26 protein-coding genes and 2 pseudogenes are annotated in these 20,667 nt (G+C 39.2%); 4 read left to right on the forward strand and 24 right to left on the reverse strand.

What is annotated here, in order from left to right; translation table 11 throughout:
* Window positions 1–320: 320 nt before the first annotated feature.
* From HMPREF0847_RS10500 to HMPREF0847_RS10525, 6 genes are all read right to left on the reverse strand, one after another.
* On the reverse strand, window positions 321–806 hold the full coding sequence (locus HMPREF0847_RS10500) for a GNAT family N-acetyltransferase (protein WP_008808098.1): 486 nt from the start codon (window positions 804–806) through the stop codon (window positions 321–323).
* Window positions 807–915: 109 nt separating this feature from the next.
* Complete coding sequence (dltD, locus tag HMPREF0847_RS10505) at window positions 916–2,184, reverse strand: D-alanyl-lipoteichoic acid biosynthesis protein DltD (RefSeq protein ID WP_008808097.1); 1,269 nt, start codon at window positions 2,182–2,184, stop codon at window positions 916–918.
* The gene (dltC, locus tag HMPREF0847_RS10510) at window positions 2,177–2,416 is read right to left on the reverse strand and encodes a D-alanine--poly(phosphoribitol) ligase subunit DltC (RefSeq protein WP_005591431.1); all 240 of its coding nucleotides are present in this window, start codon (window positions 2,414–2,416) and stop codon (window positions 2,177–2,179) included. Before dltC ends, dltD begins: the two co-directional genes overlap by 8 nt.
* Window positions 2,417–2,436: 20 nt before the next feature.
* Window positions 2,437–3,684 carry a D-alanyl-lipoteichoic acid biosynthesis protein DltB gene (gene dltB / locus HMPREF0847_RS10515; protein WP_008808096.1) on the reverse strand — a complete coding sequence of 416 codons (1,248 nt, stop codon included), beginning with the start codon at window positions 3,682–3,684 and terminating at the stop codon, window positions 2,437–2,439.
* Window positions 3,681–5,204, reverse strand: coding sequence for a D-alanine--poly(phosphoribitol) ligase subunit DltA (gene dltA / locus HMPREF0847_RS10520; protein ID WP_376739321.1), 1,524 nt, complete (start codon window positions 5,202–5,204; stop codon window positions 3,681–3,683). The genes dltB and dltA overlap by 4 nt, the downstream gene beginning before the upstream one ends.
* A gap of 45 nt (window positions 5,205–5,249) precedes the next feature.
* The gene (locus HMPREF0847_RS10525; protein ID WP_011999604.1) at window positions 5,250–5,381 is read right to left on the reverse strand and encodes a teichoic acid D-Ala incorporation-associated protein DltX; all 132 of its coding nucleotides are present in this window, start codon (window positions 5,379–5,381) and stop codon (window positions 5,250–5,252) included.
* Window positions 5,382–5,558: 177 nt separating this feature from the next.
* Between HMPREF0847_RS10525 and HMPREF0847_RS10530 the strand changes: the two genes are divergently transcribed.
* Genes HMPREF0847_RS10530 through HMPREF0847_RS10540 form a run of 3 tightly spaced genes read left to right on the forward strand, consistent with a single transcriptional unit; the run spans window position 5,559 to window position 7,498 of the window.
* Window positions 5,559–5,921, forward strand: a complete 363-nt coding sequence (locus HMPREF0847_RS10530; protein ID WP_051312047.1) for a PadR family transcriptional regulator — start codon at window positions 5,559–5,561, stop codon at window positions 5,919–5,921.
* Window positions 5,908–6,492: a DUF1700 domain-containing protein gene (locus tag HMPREF0847_RS10535; protein WP_008808093.1), complete on the forward strand. Its 585-nt coding sequence runs from the start codon at window positions 5,908–5,910 to the stop codon at window positions 6,490–6,492. The genes HMPREF0847_RS10530 and HMPREF0847_RS10535 overlap by 14 nt, the downstream gene beginning before the upstream one ends.
* Entirely contained in the window at window positions 6,485–7,498 is a 1,014-nt protein-coding gene (locus HMPREF0847_RS10540; protein ID WP_008808092.1) for a DUF4097 family beta strand repeat-containing protein, read from the forward strand. The genes HMPREF0847_RS10535 and HMPREF0847_RS10540 overlap by 8 nt, the downstream gene beginning before the upstream one ends.
* 94 nt (window positions 7,499–7,592) lie before the next feature.
* Here HMPREF0847_RS10540 and HMPREF0847_RS11495 read toward each other — a convergent pair.
* The 17 genes and pseudogenes from HMPREF0847_RS11495 to HMPREF0847_RS10620 all read right to left on the reverse strand — a co-directional run.
* Window positions 7,593–7,706: pseudogene (locus HMPREF0847_RS11495) on the reverse strand (aldose epimerase family protein); the annotation flags it as partial.
* 12 nt (window positions 7,707–7,718) lie between these two features.
* Window positions 7,719–8,012, reverse strand: a complete 294-nt coding sequence (locus HMPREF0847_RS10545) for a hypothetical protein (RefSeq protein WP_008808091.1) — start codon at window positions 8,010–8,012, stop codon at window positions 7,719–7,721.
* Entirely contained in the window at window positions 7,993–8,385 is a 393-nt protein-coding gene (locus tag HMPREF0847_RS10960) for a hypothetical protein (RefSeq protein ID WP_008808090.1), read from the reverse strand. The genes HMPREF0847_RS10545 and HMPREF0847_RS10960 overlap by 20 nt, the downstream gene beginning before the upstream one ends.
* Window positions 8,367–9,596, reverse strand: coding sequence for a hypothetical protein (locus HMPREF0847_RS10555; protein ID WP_020992847.1), 1,230 nt, complete (start codon window positions 9,594–9,596; stop codon window positions 8,367–8,369). The genes HMPREF0847_RS10960 and HMPREF0847_RS10555 overlap by 19 nt, the downstream gene beginning before the upstream one ends.
* A gap of 1 nt (window position 9,597) precedes the next feature.
* Entirely contained in the window at window positions 9,598–10,008 is a 411-nt protein-coding gene (locus HMPREF0847_RS10560) for a hypothetical protein (protein ID WP_008810084.1), read from the reverse strand.
* A gap of 78 nt (window positions 10,009–10,086) precedes the next feature.
* Window positions 10,087–10,575: a hypothetical protein gene (locus tag HMPREF0847_RS10565; protein WP_020992848.1), complete on the reverse strand. Its 489-nt coding sequence runs from the start codon at window positions 10,573–10,575 to the stop codon at window positions 10,087–10,089.
* Complete coding sequence (locus HMPREF0847_RS10570; RefSeq protein ID WP_008808088.1) at window positions 10,565–10,981, reverse strand: hypothetical protein; 417 nt, start codon at window positions 10,979–10,981, stop codon at window positions 10,565–10,567. Before HMPREF0847_RS10570 ends, HMPREF0847_RS10565 begins: the two co-directional genes overlap by 11 nt.
* Before the next feature lie 74 nt (window positions 10,982–11,055).
* A complete protein-coding gene (locus HMPREF0847_RS10575) occupies window positions 11,056–11,433 on the reverse strand; it encodes a hypothetical protein (protein ID WP_008808087.1) in 378 nt (125 codons plus the stop codon).
* Window positions 11,430–11,657: a hypothetical protein gene (locus HMPREF0847_RS10580; RefSeq protein WP_020992849.1), complete on the reverse strand. Its 228-nt coding sequence runs from the start codon at window positions 11,655–11,657 to the stop codon at window positions 11,430–11,432. Before HMPREF0847_RS10580 ends, HMPREF0847_RS10575 begins: the two co-directional genes overlap by 4 nt.
* A gap of 88 nt (window positions 11,658–11,745) precedes the next feature.
* A complete protein-coding gene (locus tag HMPREF0847_RS10585) occupies window positions 11,746–12,159 on the reverse strand; it encodes a hypothetical protein (protein ID WP_020992850.1) in 414 nt (137 codons plus the stop codon).
* A 202-nt stretch (window positions 12,160–12,361) separates the two neighbouring features.
* The gene (locus HMPREF0847_RS10590) at window positions 12,362–13,396 is read right to left on the reverse strand and encodes an aldose epimerase family protein (RefSeq protein ID WP_008808084.1); all 1,035 of its coding nucleotides are present in this window, start codon (window positions 13,394–13,396) and stop codon (window positions 12,362–12,364) included.
* 224 nt (window positions 13,397–13,620) lie between these two features.
* Window positions 13,621–14,784, reverse strand: coding sequence for an SIS domain-containing protein (locus HMPREF0847_RS10595; RefSeq protein ID WP_008808083.1), 1,164 nt, complete (start codon window positions 14,782–14,784; stop codon window positions 13,621–13,623).
* 151 nt (window positions 14,785–14,935) lie between these two features.
* Window positions 14,936–15,343, reverse strand: a complete 408-nt coding sequence (locus tag HMPREF0847_RS10600) for a PTS sugar transporter subunit IIA (protein ID WP_008808082.1) — start codon at window positions 15,341–15,343, stop codon at window positions 14,936–14,938.
* Window positions 15,344–15,354: 11 nt separating this feature from the next.
* Window positions 15,355–16,176: a PTS system mannose/fructose/sorbose family transporter subunit IID gene (locus HMPREF0847_RS10605; protein ID WP_008808081.1), complete on the reverse strand. Its 822-nt coding sequence runs from the start codon at window positions 16,174–16,176 to the stop codon at window positions 15,355–15,357.
* Window positions 16,163–17,077 carry a PTS mannose/fructose/sorbose/N-acetylgalactosamine transporter subunit IIC gene (locus HMPREF0847_RS10610; protein ID WP_008808080.1) on the reverse strand — a complete coding sequence of 305 codons (915 nt, stop codon included), beginning with the start codon at window positions 17,075–17,077 and terminating at the stop codon, window positions 16,163–16,165. The genes HMPREF0847_RS10605 and HMPREF0847_RS10610 overlap by 14 nt, the downstream gene beginning before the upstream one ends.
* A 26-nt stretch (window positions 17,078–17,103) precedes the next feature.
* Window positions 17,104–17,580, reverse strand: a complete 477-nt coding sequence (locus HMPREF0847_RS10615; RefSeq protein ID WP_008808079.1) for a PTS system mannose/fructose/N-acetylgalactosamine-transporter subunit IIB — start codon at window positions 17,578–17,580, stop codon at window positions 17,104–17,106.
* Window positions 17,577–19,403, reverse strand: coding sequence for a glycoside hydrolase family 35 protein (locus HMPREF0847_RS10620; RefSeq protein ID WP_020992851.1), 1,827 nt, complete (start codon window positions 19,401–19,403; stop codon window positions 17,577–17,579). Before HMPREF0847_RS10620 ends, HMPREF0847_RS10615 begins: the two co-directional genes overlap by 4 nt.
* Before the next feature lie 106 nt (window positions 19,404–19,509).
* Between HMPREF0847_RS10620 and HMPREF0847_RS10625 the strand changes: the two genes are divergently transcribed.
* Complete coding sequence (locus HMPREF0847_RS10625) at window positions 19,510–20,226, forward strand: GntR family transcriptional regulator (RefSeq protein WP_008808077.1); 717 nt, start codon at window positions 19,510–19,512, stop codon at window positions 20,224–20,226.
* A gap of 329 nt (window positions 20,227–20,555) precedes the next feature.
* Here the strand turns inward: HMPREF0847_RS10625 and HMPREF0847_RS11535 are convergent.
* A pseudogene (locus tag HMPREF0847_RS11535) lies at window positions 20,556–20,645 on the reverse strand (IMP cyclohydrolase); the annotation flags it as partial.
* Window positions 20,646–20,667 lie beyond the last annotated feature (22 nt).

A 20,667-nucleotide genomic window follows, 5' to 3' on the forward strand; every position in this document is an offset into this window, starting at 1 on the left:
TAACGATATTAAATCCCATTTATAAATCAATATTTTTTTATAAGCACTTACAAAAAAGACATTCTGGTACACTTTTTAGTTGGATACCCTTTACTTTTCACCCATATTATTTCCGAATTTTCTCTCCCTTTTATCCTATTTTCTTTCTTAAAGTAACAGGTATTTATCTCCCTAACTTAAGGTCCGCCGGTGAACATTTTTAAAGAATGAGAAGAAAAGTGCTAAAGATTGGTTTAAAAATATTTGAAAAACTGAAAGTTTGCTATATAACCAATTCTCTTTCTTGAAAAAAACATCTGCTCCTCAGCAGATGCCTTCATTTACCGATAGTAATCATAAGCTAACCGAGGACTTCCGTCTGCAACATAAATGATGCCACACTCAGTAAAGCCATAAGACAAGATAGCTGCTTGCATGGGCTTATTATCTGCATGAGTATCGATCCGTAGATGGGGGATCTCCTGATAGCAGAAATCAAAAACCTGATGAGCCAGACCTTTTACTTGGCCGTTTGAAGCGATACGATGGATAGTTCCATAAGGCGCTGTCGAACGCCAGGTTCCCTTTTCAATGACTTGATAAGTTGGATCCTCTCCTATGATAAAAGCGAAAGTCCCAACTATCTTTCCATCCTCCTCTACAACAAAGGACTGACGAGAGCTTATGTCTGCTTCTATTAAAAGTTTGCTAGGATAATACTCTCCCCACTGGGTCGGATTCCCTTGTTCTCTCATAAACTTGCGGGCCAGAGCATAGATCTCCATGATGGCTTTTAGATCTTCTTCTTTGGATAGGCGTATCTTCATCTTTTCCTCCTTTACCGGATAATGACTAGCTTCTTGATCCTTTCCAATCATTATATTATAAGAAAAGAGACTGAAACACTCTTGTCCCAGTCCCCATCTTGAAAGAATACTATTTAAATTCTTCTGGTTCACCAGTATACTGGGCCCATTCCTGGCTAAAGAAACGGTCATTGAGCTTGTATGCCGGCGCAGGCTGTGGATTTGCCACAAATGGATCCACCACCTTATCAAAAGCAAGCCAACCTAGCCAACCCATATGGATGGTATCCTGCATAAAGTAAGACTTATCGCCATCCTTCGAAAAATCAGCAATGTTATTAAAACCTTGTTCAGTCAGCTGATATTTGATTTTCTCAACAGCCTGCTGATACTTTTCTTGACTCAGCCCCGTATATTCCATCCATTTGGCATTGACTGGAGGAATAACAAAGAGAACATTGGTCTTAGATTTAGCAAACTGATCCAGAGCTAATTGCAAATCATTGTATTCAGGAGATTGCACATAGGACAAATTCCGCTGAGAACCCTTGAGGCGTTTCAAGGCTCTTTTTAGACGATTCTTATAGAATTTGTTTTCAATTCCAAGATCATTGCTACTAGTGTTTTTCTTAGCCTCTTCTGTTCCGACCTCTTCCAAGGCATCATAAGAAAATTTGTCTGGCAGATTCTTCAGCTTAGACAATACAAATTTTTCATAATTGTCGTTATTAGCTGCGACAAAATTGCTGAAAAAAGCATCTTCTCGCCGATTGATCCGTGCCATAAAACGGATGAAAGAACGATCAAAGCTCGTCAATTTTTGCCGATTAGCCAATTTTTGAACATTATCTTTCATAGCAATGTTAGGATATAGTTGCAAGAGACGCTGCGCCGCGTATTGGGCGGCACGATCTCCGCTCTGTTGCCTCAAAAAACTGGTCAGCTGATCACTATTAAAGTATTGCTGGAAAGCCGAAGCATCATATCCCTTCTTGGTAAACCACTGGGGGGATACCACATAGACAGCTGTTTTATTTTCCAGTTGTGGCAGAATCTGCTGCATACCAAAGTACTGATTGAGAGAGGCCGCGCCACGCTGACCTAGGAAATAAGGTCGGTAAGAACGGTCATATTTTTCTGCTAAAACAGCCGGGTGCAGACTGTCAAAGCGTAGCCATTCACTCGAACCAAAGAAAGGGACAAAACGATGTTCCTCATCTGTCAAAGCCTTACTCTTTTGGGTTCGATTTTTGAAATTTTCTGCCGTTAAAGTGACGGCTGAACGCTTTTCACTTTCATAATTATGATTGTAGTTTATCGGATAGAAAAATAGCAAGGCAACTACCATCAGTAGAGCACAAAAAACTGGCCCCAAAATCAGCCATAATCGTTTAAGCATTACGAAGCTCCGTTACACCTTCAACGATTTTATTGGCCGTATTCCAGTCATCGCGACCAAATTCAGAAACAGGTACACGAATATCAAAACGATTTTCCAATTCTACAATCAATTCAACTGTTCCCATGCTATCTAGGACACCTGCATCGAACAAATCTTCATCCATCATGTCAGAGACATCTTCCATAAATAATTCATCGATAATTTCGATTACTTCTGCTTTTACATCCATTGTATTTTCCTCATTTATTTTTATTTTTTAAACCAAAGATCATTCAAAAATCCTGAGAAGATTAAGAATGACAGCATAACAACATGGAAGGTAATAACCATACCCAGAGCTTGAGTCCATTTGTTATCCGGTAAAGGTGCTAAGCCCTTGGCCTTTCGTTCTTTATTGATGGTCTTTTTCTTGCGAATCCAAGCATCATTAATAATCAGACCAAAGCCATGGAAAACTCCATAAGCTACATAGTACCAGGTTACACCATGCCAAAAGCCCATGATGGTCATGTTGATCAAATAAGCCACTCCCGAGGTAACGTTGCGGTTCTTAAAGACCTTATTGCGCATCAGGACCATGACTATTCGCATAAAGACAAAGTCACGGAACCAGAAGGACAGACTCATATGCCAACGATTCCAAAATTCCTTTAAATCCCGAGAGAGAAATGGTTTGTCGAAGTTAATCGGACTCTTAATCCCCATCAGATAGGAAATGGCCACTGCAAACATAGAATAGCCTGCAAAGTCGAAAAAGAGATCCAAACCAAAGACATACATAACGCCCAGTGTTCCTAAGTTGAAGAAACCGCCTGTATAAAGTGCATAGGTCTTGACATGTCCCAAAAGCAAATGTCCAAAGATATGAGCCAGAACAAACTTATACAAGAAACCTAGCATGATATAGTGCACGGCTTTCTCAAGCATATTAAGAAGTTCTTCTCGGTCAGGAATCTGAACATAATCTTCATTAAACCGTTTGAAGCGATCAATCGGCCCACTAGAGAAGGTGGGCATAAAGAGCATGAAGCGCAAAAACTCCCAAAGACTAAAGTCTGTCAAAGCCCCATCGCGTAGCTCCATCATCATACCAACAGATCGGAAGGTCAGATAGGAAATCCCCAGAAAACCTAGCAAGGACTGATGGTGATCTTGAATAGCTGGTGTAACTTTCACAATCGTTAAGGGCAAAATTGCCAAGAAAACATGCAGATAGAATACCCACTTATTATCCCATCTTTTCCGATAAAACTTGTAAAGAAAGAGCCAGAAGGTCTGCCAAACTACGTAAAAGATAAAGGCAAGAAACTGAGTCAGGTCGGGTCCTACCAACATAAAGATGATGAAGGCTAGACTTACCAAGACTTCATAAAGCGGAAATCTTTTTTTAAAGAAGAGCCCGATGAAGATAGGTAGAACTGCTAAGATAATATATACAAAATATTGGGGATCGCCATAAGGTTCCAGGTGAGGAAGTTGTTTTAAAATTTCCATCATCGGTTATTGACCTCGCTGATTAAGCCCTTGATATCGATCTTACCATTAGGTGTCAGAGGTAAAGATTCACGATAAAGGAATTTAGATGGCATCATATAAGACATCATGATATCTTCCAAGTCTTCCTTAATAGCTTTTGTAATATCAATCTCACGCTCAAACTGTTCTGCCACCCCATCTTTTAAGATAACATAGGCCAAAAGATTTTGTACCTTGTGGTCCTTGTTATAGCGAGGCACAGCCACTGCCGAATCAATGTATTTTGATTTATTAAGATTTTGTGAAACATCCTCCAGCTCGATGCGGTAGCCATTAAACTTAATCTGGAAATCCATCCGTCCGCCGTAAAGCAAGAGTCCTTCATCAGTCATGGAACCCACATCTCCAGTATGATAAGCAGGCAAGCCTTCAAATTCAAAGAAAGCCTCTGCTGTTTTTTCTGGATTGTTCATATAACCCTTAGAAACTGCTGGACCAGAAACGATGATTTCTCCTTGCTCACCATTTGGAAGCTTCTGGCCGTTTTCATCAATAATAAAAGTCGGAGAATCTTCCTTAGTGTAGCCGATTGGCAGACGTTTCATGGTTGCTAACATCTCATCTGTAACAGCTACAGCTGATAAAGCCACTGTCGCTTCCGTCGGTCCATAGGCATTGATGATACGAGCATTTGGGAAACGGTCGCGCAATTTTTGAGCTGTCTTGACCGTCAACTCTTCTCCATCAAAATAGAAATGAGTCAGTCCTGGCATCTTTTGGCTATTGAAATCATCTGAAAGCATGGCCATATCAGCAAAAGATGGTGTTGAGGTCCAGATAGCAATTGGCAAGCTCAAAATAGTTTCAAAGAGTTGCTTAAAGTCTTGCGTAATAGCACTTGGAAGGGCGAACAGCGTTCCTCCCAAAGCCAGAGTTGGCGCCCAGTACATCACAGACAAGTCAAAAGAGTAAGGTGGCTGAGCCAACATTTGCGGTTGCGCAGGCGTTGCGAACTCTTTATCCGTAATCATCCAGTTGGTAAAACTCAGCAAATTGTCATGGGAAATTTGAACACCCTTGGGTTTTCCTGTTGTTCCAGAGGTAAAGATGATGTAGTAATTATCATCTCCCTTGACAGAATGAGTGATTTCATAAGCTGTCTTTTGAGCAAAGCTTGCCTGTAATTCTGTTAAACTCAGGCTTGGAACAGCTACTTCCATAGGAAAGTCTGCAATTGCAATGATCAAGCTTGGCTCAGCAACTTCTACAATCGCTGCCACGCGCTCCAAAGCTGAATGACTATCAATCGGAATATAAGCATGACCTGACTTGGTCAAGGCTACAAAGGTCGCAAGCATCTCATACTCTTGGCCACCATAGACCACGACAGGAGATTTAGCAGGCAGGCCAAGACTGTCAATCTTAGCTGCTAGCGAATCTGAATCAGCCTTCAAGTCAGCATATGTATGAACCTCCCCCAATACATTGTAAACAGGGAAGTCTGGTTGAGTCTGAGCATAATGCTCAATTGTTTCGATCATATCGTTAATGGTCGTATTCGTCACGAAAGGATACCTCTTTTAATCTTAAAATTCATTGTAAATAAAGCCACCCTGGCCTTGCCCCAGGTAACTAAAGAAATAGAGAAGTGCTAAAAAGATAACAAAATAAAGCAGGGTTCTCCACAAAAAAGTGTAAATTGTTTGATGTTTTTTCATTCTTCATTCCAAATCATTCAATAAATATACTCTATTTTACCATTTTATTCACTCAGTTTTCAATCCCAAATCTATTTTGTTTCTAAGTGAAAAAAATTATATATAAAATTTTTATATATTTTCTTGACAAGTCATTTTATTATGTATATAATTTATATATAAAATAATTATATATAAATGTTTTTTATATTGATAAAGGAGGAAAAAAATGTGTATTACTTCCCAACCTCATCAGCCCTAATTGAGTTTCTCATTTTGGCCCTCGTAGAAAAAGAAGATTCCTATGGTTATGAAATCAGTCAGACCATTAAACTATTAGCCAATATCAAAGAGTCCACTCTTTACCCAATTCTGAAAAAATTAGAAAAGAATAGTTACCTAACCACCTACTCACAAGAGTTTCAAGGTCGTAAAAGAAAATATTATTCTCTCACAGGTGCGGGGCTCGACCAGCTCAATAAGCTCAGAGAAGAATGGAGTCAGTATATTAGTACAATCAACAATATTATAGAAGGGAACATCCATCATGACAAGAACTGAATATCTCGCTCAGTTAGATAAATATCTGAAGAAACTCCCCAGACACGATTACCAAGAAGCTATGGACTACTTTGTTGAATATTTTGATGAAGCAGGCCCTGAAAACGAAGCCCAAGTCATAGCCGAACTCGGCAGTCCTCGTGAAGCTGCACATGAAATCATGGTCAACCTCTTAGATAAGATCATAGAAGAAGACGAGCCAAAGAATACTAAGAATGTTATTCAAATTGCTATCCTATCTATTCTAGCAGCACCTCTAGCTATTCCGCTAGCTCTGGTCGTCGCTATTTTAGTCTTCGTCTTCTTCTTCTTGATTGGAGTCTTTGCTTTTGTCCTAGCTGTCGGCTCCTTCGCCTTTTTTGTCTTTGGTATCAGCTCGATCTGGGACAGCCTGACCATCTCACTAGGAGTTTCGATTCCTAGCTTCCTACTTACTATTGGAATCAGCCTCCTAGGTTTTGGACTATCCGCTTTCTGCGCTTTAGGTGTTTCACCACTCATACAGTTCACCAAAAACAACTTTATCAAGCTAGCGAAACGACTTTCAAAGAAAGGAGCACGCCATGCCTAACTGGAGAAAAACATTACTAACTGTCGGAATCTCAACTTGCCTACTAGGAGGTGCACTGATTGCTACAGGAACTGCAACTGGTGGCATAAACCACTTATTGCAAGCCAATCATACCAAATACAGTAAAAAGAGCGAGGCCTTCTCCGATATTTCTGCTCTGGATATCGATCTTGGAAATCGAAACCTAGTCATTGAAGAATCAGAAGATAATAAAACTCATTTGACCTATTATCAAGGCAAGGAAGCTTCTGAGCGGATTGTTACCTCAGCCAATCAAGGAACCCTAAAGATTCAGCAACCAAGGCCCCTGATAACTTTCGGCTGGAGCAGTGGCATCCGTTCTATCTTGAACTTTTTTGACAACGAAGGAGGACGTTCAACAGTTTCCCTCAGCCTACCTAAGGGAACAAAACTTTCAACCCTTAAAGGCAACAGCAGTTTAGGTGATGTTACCCTATCTGGCTTGACCGTTCAAAAATTAGACCTCAGTCTTTCAGCAGGTAGCCTAACCGTCAAAAACAGTACGATTTCCACGGGAGACTTATCGAATTCTCTTGGAGACGTTTCCTTATCTGATCTGGCCATCCAAAAATTAGATCTTAAGCTCTCATCAGGCAGTGTGACTATCGATAACACTACTGTTGAAAAAGGGTATTTAGCAAGTTCTCTAGGGGATATCAACCTAAATAAAAGTAAGCTATCAGATAGCACAATTAAGCTTTCATCAGGTAGCATTAACTCTCAGCAACTCACTCTGTCAGGCGATATCAATATTGACAATAGCTTGGGTGATATTCAGCTAAACTTAGTCAAAGAAAGCCTTGAAACTCTTTCATTCGATATAGAAACAAGCATGGGTAGCATCACTGTCCCCCACAATTTTCAATCTATCACAGGTGAAAATGACGAGGTTGGTTCTATACTGAAACGCCAACTGGATAAGAGTAGCGGAAAAGTTTTTGTGAGAGATAGCGCTGGAAGTATTGAGCTATCTGTTGCTGAGTAAAATTATTTTAACACTTCCACCAAAAACTGCATCCGTCTGTGGATGGATATGAATACATAAAAAATAGGCCGGGATATCTATCCCAGCCTATTTTTTATTTAGCAATTGCATGATAAATGGTTGTGCTGGTAAACTCCTGACCAGCCCTAACAATGACCTGGTCTTTCTGAAGGCTATGTATAGCATCAGGAAGAGCCTGCATTTCAAGGGTTCTTAATTTTTATATAATCTTATCATATTCATCTGTTTTTTCCTGTGTCACTTGCTCAATCTTCTTTCTCACTTGCCCTTGAATAGCCGTATCTATCTGGGAGATTATCCCCTCGATAGCTGTTTTTGTTTCATCAGCAGTCACTTTGATCTTATCCTTAGAGCTTGAACACAGAGAAGCTTTTTCTTTCAAAATGATACTCGCCATAGCTCTAATGCGATTACGTTCCATGATACGATACATTTGTCTCACAACATACTCGTATTCTTCATCTGTATAGTATTCATTTAGTGGTGCTAGCATATAACCTCCTTAATTTGTCTATGGAATTTTCCAAATCATTTCGTTGTTTCCAATAATTTTTATCTAATATTTCTTCCCGTTGTCGCAGTGAATCATTTCTATGTTGATAAGCAATTTGTGATTCTTCCATTAGCTGATGCAAACTTCTATAAAAATCCTCAGCATCTTGATACGTTTGCTGAACTTGATGCAGGAAAATATCCATTTTACTAGCTTCTTCATCGACTATTCGTGACAATCTTTCCCTGCGCTCATACATTTCATTATAAGCCTCAGATAATTTAGCTTTTTTAAAACGATAATCATCTTCTAATTCATTGTACTCTCTTTGTTTGATTTTTAAATTCTGTAAAATCACATCTGACCTATCCATTTTTTAAAGTCTCCTGCTAATTCTTGGTCTGAGCTAATTTTTTTATCAATCATTTGATGAATTTGTTGATTTAGTGTACTAAAATCTAAAGCTAAAGCACCTGACTTCTGATTGGCTTGATCAAATTCTCGTTCAACTGCTCCTACAACAGAATCATATGTGACACCCGCCGCCGCAAAGGCGGTGACTACTTCATCATGACTGAGATATTGAAAGTTGCTAAAATCAATCTGTTCCCATAAATTCTGCGCTTTTGAAACCGCCTCATCTCGAATCGTTTTTATCTCCTCTGCTCCTACCTTTGCAACATTTTCCATTCCATCTCCTAGCATCATGCCTTGCAAACTATCTAGGAAAATACGCTCATTGCTTGAAAGACCGCCTGAGGATAAGCGATTTTTCAACTTCTGATAACGGTACATCTTAGCTGTCGTTTCCGCAAAAGAGGCAACCACCGGATTGGAGATTATTTTCCCATCCAAATCCACCAGCTGACCTTTTTCATTAAAGATCCATTCCGTTAGATAATGATATTGGATTGTGTCAAATAGATTTCTTTCTTTTGGATAAATTTTAGGATAGATAGCTGTCTTGGTCTCATTACCTGTAATATTACCAATCACATCATACTTGTGGCGGTAGTTGCGAAACTGTTCGGGGTGCTGTTTCATATAAGAGACTTCTTCTTCCGAAATCAAATATTGAATATCTGGTCCATTGAAGCCAATATTGGAATATCCTTGCTTTAAGGCAACATACATAGCCAGGGATTCACCCAAAGAATGACCTGCCGTCGTGATTTTGGCATTGGGATTGATTTTTTTGATTTCTGCTTCAACATCTTTCGCAAATTCTAGTGCGGTTTGAAATTGTGATTTTCGAAAAGTTTTTGTGCGAATATCTGCTAGAACCTGATTATCTCCAATTCCCACTGATTGTAAATCAGTTTGCAAATCAAGAAAGTCTGCAAAATTCGTCCCCGCATAAGCAATCACTACTTGACTGTAGTCCACCTTACCTGTCGCTTTATCAATCGGAGCAACCGCCATCGCCTGCATACCGTTGGCGGTGTTGTCTTTTGCACTAAGAACTCGAAAAGATTGCGAATCCTTTCTTAACTCATCTCCTGCTTTCCATGGAGTTGAATTTTTATTTTTATCAACTTCATATACTTGATCAACTAAATAATTAAAACTTTTATCCGTAATCATATTATCTCACCCAATAAATAACTGTTATATTTGACATAAGTGAATCGCTATTTATTACTTCCGGATTCTCTCTTTCTATTAATTTATTCCCATTACTTTGACTAATATGCTGTCCAAAACCTATTTCATCCTCTGTCATCAAGTTTTGAACAGAAAAAGTGACAAATATTTCGTCATTGACAATGGCATTAGAAGTCCAAGTTCCTGTTAATTTATTCTGTTGAAAACTTGTGAACTCAATCTTCTCAACCTTTTCATAATGACTAACTAAGTATAACGCCATCCTATCCTGTTCGATTCTCATTTTCTCTTCCAATGTTTTTTCTTTTTGTTGATTCAAACTAAACATTATAACTCCTCCTATAATACAGATTACTAAAGCAATAATACCCCATTTTTTACGCTTATTCATTAACACACCTCCTTATATTATATTATTCTATAAAGTAACTGGCCTCAATTACCTTATAGTATAACATAAATGGCTATTTTAATTAACATTAGCATACCCTCGTTTTAAAGCAACATACATGGCCAGTGACTCACCTAATGAATGCCCTGCCGTCGTGATTTTGGCATTGGGATTGATTTTTTTGATTTCTGCTTCAACATCTTTCGCAAATTCTAGTGCGGTTTGAAATTGTGATTTTCGAAAAGTTTTTGTGCGAATATCTGCTAGAACCTGATTATCTCCAATTCCCACTGATTGTAAATCAGTTTGCAAATCAAGAAAGTCTGCAAAATTCGTCCCCGCATAAGCAATCACTACTTGACTGTAGTCCACCTTACCTGTCGCTTTATCAATCGGAGCAATCGCCATCGCCTGCATACCGTTAGAGGTGTTGTCAACAGGAGGTGCTATAATTTTAAATTTCCCTTGTGCCACTATTGCCCCTTCTTTTAAAGGAACTTTCACTTTAAGAGAATCTACAGCATAAACATCATCAACAATATATCTAAAATCTCTCTCAGTCGTCATCCTTAGTTTCCCCCGGATAGCTAATTTTTATATTATCAATTGTCTTTGTATAGGGAACATCCGTCTCGTCAACAGACATGTCTTCTATATAATATCCCGATGTCCGTATAACATCCCCAAAAGCATCCTCTGATAGGGATATCGTTGCCACTCCATTAATTACAAGTGTTATTCGCCAGGTTCCTGTTGTTTCATTTTTTCTGAATTCTATAAATTCTATAGTTTCAATCGGATTCTGTGTTTTTAATTTTACTCTATTAACTACAAATAGTGCAATCCTATCCTGTTCAATTCTCATTTTCTCTTCCACCGTTTTTTCTTTTTGGTGATTCAAACTAAACATTACAATCCCTCCTATAATACAGATTACTAAAGCTACAATACTCCATTTTTTACGCTTATTCATTGACACACCTCCTTATATTATTCTATAAAGCAACTTGGTCTTAATTACCTTATAGTATAACTTAAATGGCTATTTTAATTAACATCGGCATAATTCAAGGCTGTTACAAACTGAGAATCTACTACTTTCGCAGAATTTAGGCCTGAACGAGACTGTAGTTTATCCCTCCCAAGCCCTAAAGACTGTACATCCGTACCAAGATCCTTTATATCCGAACTATTCGTCCCAGCATAAGAAATCACTACATGGCTATGATCCACATTCCCATTTTTATCCACAGGAGCAACTGCCATCGCCTGCATACCGTTGGCGGTGTTGTCAACAGGAGCTGTTATAATTCTAAATTTCCCCTGTGCTACTACTGCCCCTTCTTTTAAAGGAACTTTCACTTTATGAGAATCTACAGCATAAACATCATCAACAATATATCTATAATCTTTTTCAGTTATCATTTTAATTTACAATATCTTACATCTATGTCCAAGTCTGATTTACTATCAATCTGTTTTCTCTTCTCTAAAACTTCGCCTGAATTTCTAGATGTTAGTTGGGACATGCTAATCTCACCACCTAGATTCCATAATGTGAATCTAACATAGTACTTATCATTAACAAGCGCATCACCACTCCATGTCCCTGTTATATTATCCTTAGAGAAAGATTCGAATTCTACCATGCGAACTCCTTCGTAATGATTAACTAGGTATAACGCCATCCTATTATTAATACCACTATAGCTACAAGGCCCCATTTGATTTGTTTTTTCATAATAAGTCCTTATCTAAATCTTCTTTTTTTAGTAGTGCTAAAATAAAATTTTTATAAAATCCTAAGGTAGCAACGAATAAAAATATAATATCAAATATAATAATTGCAACAGAAAGGATACTATACTCTGCCGTATCCGTAATTCCCGCTAAATGAAAATCTTTAAAAATTGGCAAAAGATAAAAAACGTTTAATAAACTAGCAAGATAGCCAATTAAAACTAAAGATTTTAATCTTGTAAAAATCCATATGCCTAACCAAGGGATACTTATTAAAAGCAATGGAACTCCACCAAAAATCACACACAGAAAAACAAAATTCGAACCGTACAATATCCAAAGACAAACAAGAAGACATAGATAAGAAAACGTAAAAATGAACCCTAATATTTCATTACTTATTTTAGCCATTATGCCCTCCCAAAATTTTATCACTACGAATGTCATTGTAAAATGTCTTAGTCAATGCTATTGTCCCTATTTTAGCATATTTATCATGAAAAAAAGCGTCAAATTCTCTTGACGCTCCTTAAATTTCATACAAACCAAATCAATATTTATATCTAAAATTCTTCCGACCTGTATTAGTTACCTATCTAAATATTCTTCGATTTTATTTAGCAATTGCATGATAAGTGGTTGTGCTAGTAAACTCATGGCCAGCCCTAACAATGACCTGGTCTTTCTGATGGCTATGTATAGCATCAGGAAGAGCCTGCATTTCAAGAGCTACTCCATTGTGCTGTTTCATTGTTTGACCAGCAAAGCGGATTGCTTCATCAACACAATTTGCGGTATAAACTACCAAACATGGTGCTTCTGTCTTAAAGGTCAAGAAACGCCCAGATTCCTGATGATAGAGGAAGCCTGCCGTTTCATGTTCTGGTTTTAGTGCAAAAGGATGATCTAGGCCTGACACCAATCGAACCTGCTCATCCTTTTCAGCAAAGAGGTCCTTCAGGAGCATCGCTTGCTGCAGATGCTTTACAAAATCACTTGTTTCTACCTCTTTAGCTGGTACTCCATCCGCCGCAATTGGATAAACCCCCAGGCTATCTACCTGAAAGACATGGTCATCAATGGTCTGAGCAAAATCAGCTGAAAGATTAAAATAGCTATGGTTGGTTGGATTGATAAGGGTATCTCGGTCAGTTTGTACCTGATAAGAAATTTCCAGCTCCCCTTTTTCAGAAAGTGTATAAGAAATCCAAACCTTGAGATGGCCTGGAAAACCTCCAGTCCCATCTGCTCTTTCTGTAAAAAGAACTAGGCCTTCGTCAGTGACTTCTTCCACTTGAAAAACAGCACTGTCCCAACCAGTCGATCCACTGTGATTGCAGTTTTGACCATTGTTGGCTTCCAGTTGATAGGTTTCTCCACCCAATTCAAAACTTGCCCCGGCAATACGACCAGCTACAGGTCCAATACTTGCTCCATGTTTAGGGCTATTGCCAATATAATCTTCAAATTGATCAAATCCTAAAATAACATTAGCAAACTGGCCTTTTTTATCTGGTGTTTGGTATTCCAGGATTGTCGCTCCATAGTTCATAACACTGAGACGATAGCCCAGATCGTTTTCAAAGGTGAAGCGAAAAATGTTTTGCCCTTGAAACTCTCCAAATATAGTTTTTTGATACGATTTCATAGATAACTCCTTGTGATGAAAATGTAAAAGAGGGAAATCAGAATCTTCTTTAGCAATTCCTATCCCATACTTCTTTTACTATAACACAGTACCCATCCTAAAAACACCTACTTATTAAAGAGTTTCTTCTACTTTATCAAACCAGCAATGGGCACTTTTCGAAAGAATCTTGTTCGCTTAAATCCTATTGAGTAGAGCCAAGCACTACAACTAATCCTCTTTTCCTATTTAGCAAAGGGATGAATAACAACTCCCTGCACAACACGGTTAACTGTACCAGTTGGCGAAGGTGTATCTGGTCGATTTTTAACTTTCAAAGAAGTAAGCAAAGCAAAAAGCTGGCCATAAATGATATAAGGGAAGGTCCGATAGATATCATCCAGTAATTCACTTGCCATTTCTACTTCTTCTACTTTTGCCAATCCTTCTGCCTTGTCTGTCAGCAAAATGACCTTGCGGGCAATCTCATCCCCAGCAACTTCCCTGACTAAATCTAGGTCGTATTGCTTAGTATATGGATCTGTCGATCCAAAGATCAGGAGAATTGTCTGCTCGTTGACCAAAGATTTTGGTCCATGTCGGAAGCCGACTGGACTTTCATACATTGTAGCCACTTGGCCGGCCGTTAATTCTAGAATCTTCAATTGAGCCTCATGGGCTAGACCAAAGAAGGGACCTGCTCCCAGGTAGATAACACGATTGAAGTCTAGATTTACCAAATCCTGAATCTCATCAACTCGGTTTAAGGTTTGCTGGCTTAAGGCAATCAAAGACGCAACTTTTTCCTCTTTTACTGCAAGTTCGGATTTATCAAAGACCAGTAATGCCGTTAGCATCATAGAAGTGAAGCTTGATGTCATAGCAAAACCAGCATCGTTGGATGGAGAAGGTTGGAGCAAGAGCAGGTTTCTCTCGTCCCCATGAGCCTGCTGGGCTAATTTCCCTTCTGCTGCGCAGGTAATTGTTACCTGATAAAGCTCATCTACCAACTGTTTAGCTAAATCGACTGTTGCTACACTCTCAGGAGAATTACCACTACGGGCAAAGGAAACCAAGACTGTCGGAACATCCTTACGCAAATGAGTCAAAGGATTGGCCACAATATCCGTTGTCGCAACCGAGTTGAAATTCCATTTTCGCTCATCGTAAATACTTCTGAGATAGGGAATCAAAGTATCCCCCACATAGGCTGAAGTACCCGCCCCGGTAAAGATAACCTTTACATAGTCGTATTTACCATCAATCGAGTCTATGAAAGCCTCAATTTCAGTTTGGTGAGCTCTATAAGCATCAAAGGCTGCCTGCCAAACTTGTGGTTGTTGGTGGATTTCGCGCGTGGTAATTTCAGCTCCTAAGTCTACCAATTGCTCTCTTGAATAATTTAGCATTTTCTTTTTTGTTTCCTTTCTATTTTATTCGAATGTTTTCAAACATTTATTTTTAAAAAAGAGGAGAGGAAAAGCTCCCTCTCCCCTCATTTGTAGTCTATAAAGCCCTAAATAGTGACTGGTGTCTACAAGACTTTTTTACGACACCTACCTACTCGTCTTCATCATCGTCAGCAAGTCCTGCCAAGAGGTCGTTGACTTTAACAATGCTTTCGGCCGCTTTTTCTTGATAGTTGCTGTCGGCGCCGATCAAGGAAGAATTGATAAACTCAATCACCATTGGTAAATTCATACCAGCATAGAGTTCAATTTCTTTACCTTCCATAATCAAGCGACTAACAACATTACATGGTGTGCCTCCCAAAAGATCTGCAAATACCAGATAGTCATCAAAATCTTTGATAGTATCTAAAAATTTTGCCAAAAAATCGTCTGGTCCTTCTTCTGGAAGCAAGGCAACACTATGGATGGACTCTTGTGGGCCCATTATCATCTCTGTACTGTGTTTTAACTCTTCACAGAAACGACCGTGGCTAATTAATACTAATTGCTTACTCATAAATTACTCCATTACGCCATTCCAAAGAAGAAATGACCGAATGCTGAGAAAGCAACTGCTGCAAGAATGATGAGCAAGATAGCTTTTGTAGAGTTCATACCCTTACGTCCAAGCAACCAATAGATTACACCTGTGATGATAGCTGGAACCAAACGTGGGAAGATCAAGTTAAGCATGTCTTGGATATCGATAGCTTTGTCCCCGATGTGTGGCATCCATGATACATCGACATTGATCATAGACGCGATCAAGGCACCGACCATGAAGATACCAAGTACAGAAGCAGCTTCGATCAAAGCTGTCAAGGTACTTTGCATGTTGTTGATTAAGTTGGTACCTTCTTTATAAGCAAATTCCAACTGTTTCCAACGGAAGATATCATAGGCTACTGCTACCGCGATCCAAAGGAAAATACCCCATGGTTGACCTTGTGACGCGATTGTTGCTGCGATAGATCCCATAATAGCTGGAACCAAAGATCCAAAGATAGAGTCTCCAAGAGGGGCAAATGGTCCCATGAGACCTGTCTTGATCCCGTTAACTGCATCTTTAGAGTTGACACCGTCTTTTTCTTCCAAGGCCAAATCAAAACCAGTGATAATGGTGTGGAAGAATGGTGAAGTATTGAAGAATTGCGTATGCAATTTCATCATTTCTTTCAATTCTGGAGTGCCATCACCGTACATTTTACGTAACTGAGGCAAGAGCATATAAAGGTAACCAGAAGCCTGCATCCGTTCGTAGTTCCAACCCAATTGGAAGGTGAAAAGGCTACGTTTGTTGATTTGTTTGAAATCCTCTTTAGTGAGTTTGTAGTTCTTAGAATTCGTCATCTTCAATTTCCCCGCTTTCTACATTGCTTGCTGGAGCAGCTACAACCGTACGTTGGTTGTTTTTAAAGTGTTGCACTGCAAGGAAGATACCAATGATGGCAACCCCGATCATAGATACAGATTTGAAGTTGTTTGTGAAGGCAACCATTTGTTCTTTTGGAAGTTTTGCAAAAGCATCTGTTCCAAGCATTGCTGAAACGGCAGTACCAACACTTTGAACGTTGCTGTAGAGCACTGTTAACATTGCTGTCAAGCCAAAACCAAGAGCAAGATAGTGAAGGTGACGTTTCACAGGCAAGTAGTGAAGCAAGATGGCGAATCCAAGACCTGGAAGCATACGTCCTGCAAGGGTCAAACCATTCGCAATCCATTTATATTGTTCAACAAAGTCTACAATAGATTGAACAAAAGCACCACCAAAAGCAAGAGCTAAGAAGACTGGAAGGGCACGAGAGAGAGCCCAAGGAAGAGCACCAAGGAGATAGTTGCGTTCAATTCCTTTATAGTCAAAGCGTTCGATTGCAGCATCAATACGGTGTGCAAAGGCAGTTGTACTCATCCGACCAAGGATATCCGCATAAGTCAAAAGACCTGCTACTGGAACGGCAATAGTTGAAATCGCAATTTCTGGTTTGATACCTTGTGCTACTGAGAAGGCAGTTGCAAGAACGGCACCAGAAGTCGCGTCAATACGAGAAGCTCCACCGAAAGTACCAACACCGAGTACTGTCAATTGAAGAGAAGCTCCGATAACGAGACCTGTCCCTAAATCTCCCATGACAAGTCCTGTAATGAAACCAGCAAAGACTGGTGAGCCTGCTGATGAAACGATCGTCAACTCATCGCAGATTTGATAAGCTGAGTACAGAGTGAGTAGTAAAATTTGCCACCATTGTATCATGACAAAGACCTCCTAAAAATTTTTCCTTATTTTAACAAATTCATAAAATCCGCAACCGGATCATTTGGAACCATCTGAGCTGTCAGCTTCACGCCTTTTTCATGCAGTTTGTGGAAAGCTTCCACATCCGCATCAACCACATTGATGGAGCGAGTGATTGGACGAGTTTCGTCTGACTGAGACATATTTCCGACATTAAGTGTTTCTAGTGGCACACCAGCCTCTACCAAACGAAGGAAACGGTCTGGTTTACGAGCAACGATAAAGAGTCGTTGTGAGTCATATTTTCCAGCCAAGATATTTTCTGCTGCTTTAGCGATTGGCAGAATGCTGAGCTTCACTCCTGGCGGTGTTGCCAACTTGAGCCCGCTCTTTTCAATATCATTTTGTGCCACTTCGTCATCAATTACCATGATGCGTGTCACATTAAGCTTAGTAGTCCAAAGATTGGCTACTTGTCCATGAATCAGACGTCCGTCGATTCGATTCCCTACGATTGTCATAAATTTTCCCCCTTTATATTTTTAAATGTAGGTTGGTTAACAAGATGAATAGAATCTTTAAATTCCCCTTCCGTCTCAAAAATAATGATACGGTTTGCTCCTTCCTTTAGAAGGCCATGAGGAATATAAAGAGATAAGGTTGGCCCGACATTCCAGAAACGCCCAATATTGACTCCATTGATAAAAGCGACGCCTTTCCCAAAGTCTGTCAAATCAAGATAGGCGTCTTTAAGCGCTTTCATTTCTAGGTTAAAATCAAAGGCATAGAAAGCTGGATGCCCCGGGTACCATTCTTTTGAAAAGTCAATCTTTTCAGGTTGATCTAAAGTAAGGCAGTAATGTTGCCAATCTAGCATGAAGTGTAAGTCCTTGCAGATTCCTGTTCGGATACCTTTTCTCTGAGTATCTGCCAAGAGTTTATGGCCGTAGTTGACTCGACCCATATTTTCTACGAGGATGTCAATACTATGCTTCGTTTTGACCTGTCTATCGACAAAGATATCTGCACCAATTTCAGTTTGATATTGGGTAGCAATATGTTCTTGGTCTACAAAAAGTTGCATCCGATCGCGACCGTCAATAATACGAATCTTTTCTTGATCTGCATCCCAGTCAGCTTCTGTATGATAGAGTAGATAACCGTAGTTCTGTCCTAGTTCCTCCATCTTTTTAGGATAGAGACTTTGAACAGGTTCTGCCAAATCCGCCAAAGTTTCAAACAAACTAACCTTGTCGCTCAAGGAAATATTTTTTTGTTCAAAGCTGCCTTTCACCAGAGGTTCCATTTGTGGGAATTCTGGGTAATAAGTCTTTAACATCTTTTGAACTGCAAAATACTTGGGTGTTGGATTTCCAGCTTCATTTAGCAAGGCATCGTAGTCATAGGAAGTGACTTGTGGGAGATCAATTGTTCCACGCGCTGAACAACCATTCATGAAACCAAAGTTGGTTCCCCCATGAAACATATAAAGATTGATCGAACCTTGCTTGAGAACCTCATGAACGGCTTCTGCTAATTCCTCAGGATCCCTTGTAATAATAGGTTCCTTCCAACGATTAAACCAGCCGTCCCAAAATTCCATACACATGAGTGGCCACTTCTTGTCATGCTCTTGGAAAAATTCTTTCATCGAAGCAAAATTTTCATCTGCTCGAGAACCAAAGTTTCCAGTAACCAACAAATCCTCATCAATCAGTGTACCTGCTTCTAAAGTTGCTCGCCAAGGGCCATCTGAGGTAAAGAGTGGACAGGTTACGCCTCGCTCTATCATTAGGTCTCTGACAGCTCTGAGATAAGCTTTATCCTCACCATAGGAACCATACTCATTCTCAACCTGCATCATGAGAATATTGCCACCCCGATCCAATAATCTAGGCGTTAAGCGAGGAAGCAGTTCATCGTAGTAAGCCGCTACAGCCTCAATAAATCTGGGATCAGATGAACGAATCCTCATGTCTTCTGTCAAGAGCCAAGCTGGTAAGCCACCAAACTCCCACTCTGCACAGATGAAAGGCGACGGTCGAACAATAGCGTAAAGTCCTAAGTCTTGAGCTATCTGCAAGAACCTTTCTAAGTCCAACTGTCCTTGAAAATTGAACCGTCCCTTCTCGGGCTCATGTACATTCCAAGGAACATAAGTCTCAACCGTATTAAATCCTAAAGCTTTTAAGTTGTAAAGCGAATGATGCCAGTCATCTGGATGCACTCGAAAGTAGTGGATTGCACCCGATAAAATCTTAAATGGCTTCTGATCTAGTAGAAAATTATCAGACACTTCAAATCTTTCCAAACGCCCACCCTCTTTCAAAGAAAACTCTTTCATTAATTAATATAATAACATTTTGAAAAAAAGTCAATAGTTTTGAACTATTTTTTAGAAAATATGGTAAAATTCTAGTAAGAGGGAATAGAAGTGAGGTGAAAAAATAATGGCAATCCCTAAATACCAATACATAAAAGATGAACTAAAACAAAAAATCATTTCTGGTCAATTTGAAAATGGTGATAAGTTTTACACTGAGGCTGAATTGATACAGATGTATGATGTTAGTTCTATCACTGTCGTCAGAGCACTAAACGATCTTGCCAACGACGGATATATTATCCGCCAGCAAGGAAAAGGCACCTTCGTATCTAGAGCCCGTAAGCATAAACTAGTCGAATTTTCTGATGTAGAGGTTTTTCCATCCCAAAGTGACCATGTCACTGTCCTATCCATTGAGCGTGGAAATGATGGAGCCATTCTAGACAAACTCGGTCTAAAGAGCAACCAATTCTATTATAGGATCGAACGGGTCAGAGAAACCAATGGTGTGACCTATATCTATCAGCAATCCTATATCCCAGAACAATATGTAAATGCGAACTATCCAAACTTAGAGTACTATAGTTCTATTTATGGTCGCTTCAAAGCAGATTATCATATTCATATGAACGATGAACCCTTTGAAGAAATCAACGAAATTGTTTTCCCAACACCTAAGCATGTAGCTGAAAAACTAGGAATCGATCCTCAATTTCCTTCTGTACATCAAGTGAAAACTACTCAGCTTGAAAGTACTGGACAAATCCTGGAATATGTTGAGAGTTACAAACGCGGAGACTTTTATAAAATCAAGTTTATTGCCTCTGATAAAAGTCGTTAATAGTAGTAAAAAACGAACTTTATCAAGCACTTACACCCTTTTATAAAAGCGCTTTCATTGATGTTTATATTATATCGTGTTTTACCTAAAATGAAAAGTTATTTTGTTAGATACCTTTAATTTGTTTGCTAAAATATATAATATGAACACTTATTTAAACAAAAAGCTATCGATTAACTGAATCGATAGCTTTTTTGGTTTTTGTTTTATGGAAAGTATGTTGACTCACTTTAGCCAAACAAACAAATTTCCTGACTAACTAAGCCATTTCTTCCTTTACCCGGAAGTCTTTAAAAGGAAAAACATATCGAAAATGGACAGGTCGGTTATCAATGTCTAAAATGTCTCACGCCTGTGAAGACCATGGTCAAGCCATATTTGTCCGCAGCTTCGATAGACTCTTGGCTACTCATTAACCCGTTATATCAGAAAGGTTAAAAA

The organism is Streptococcus sp. 2_1_36FAA, assembly GCF_000161955.2.
Classification (GTDB): Bacteria; Bacillota; Bacilli; order Lactobacillales; family Streptococcaceae; genus Streptococcus; species Streptococcus gordonii.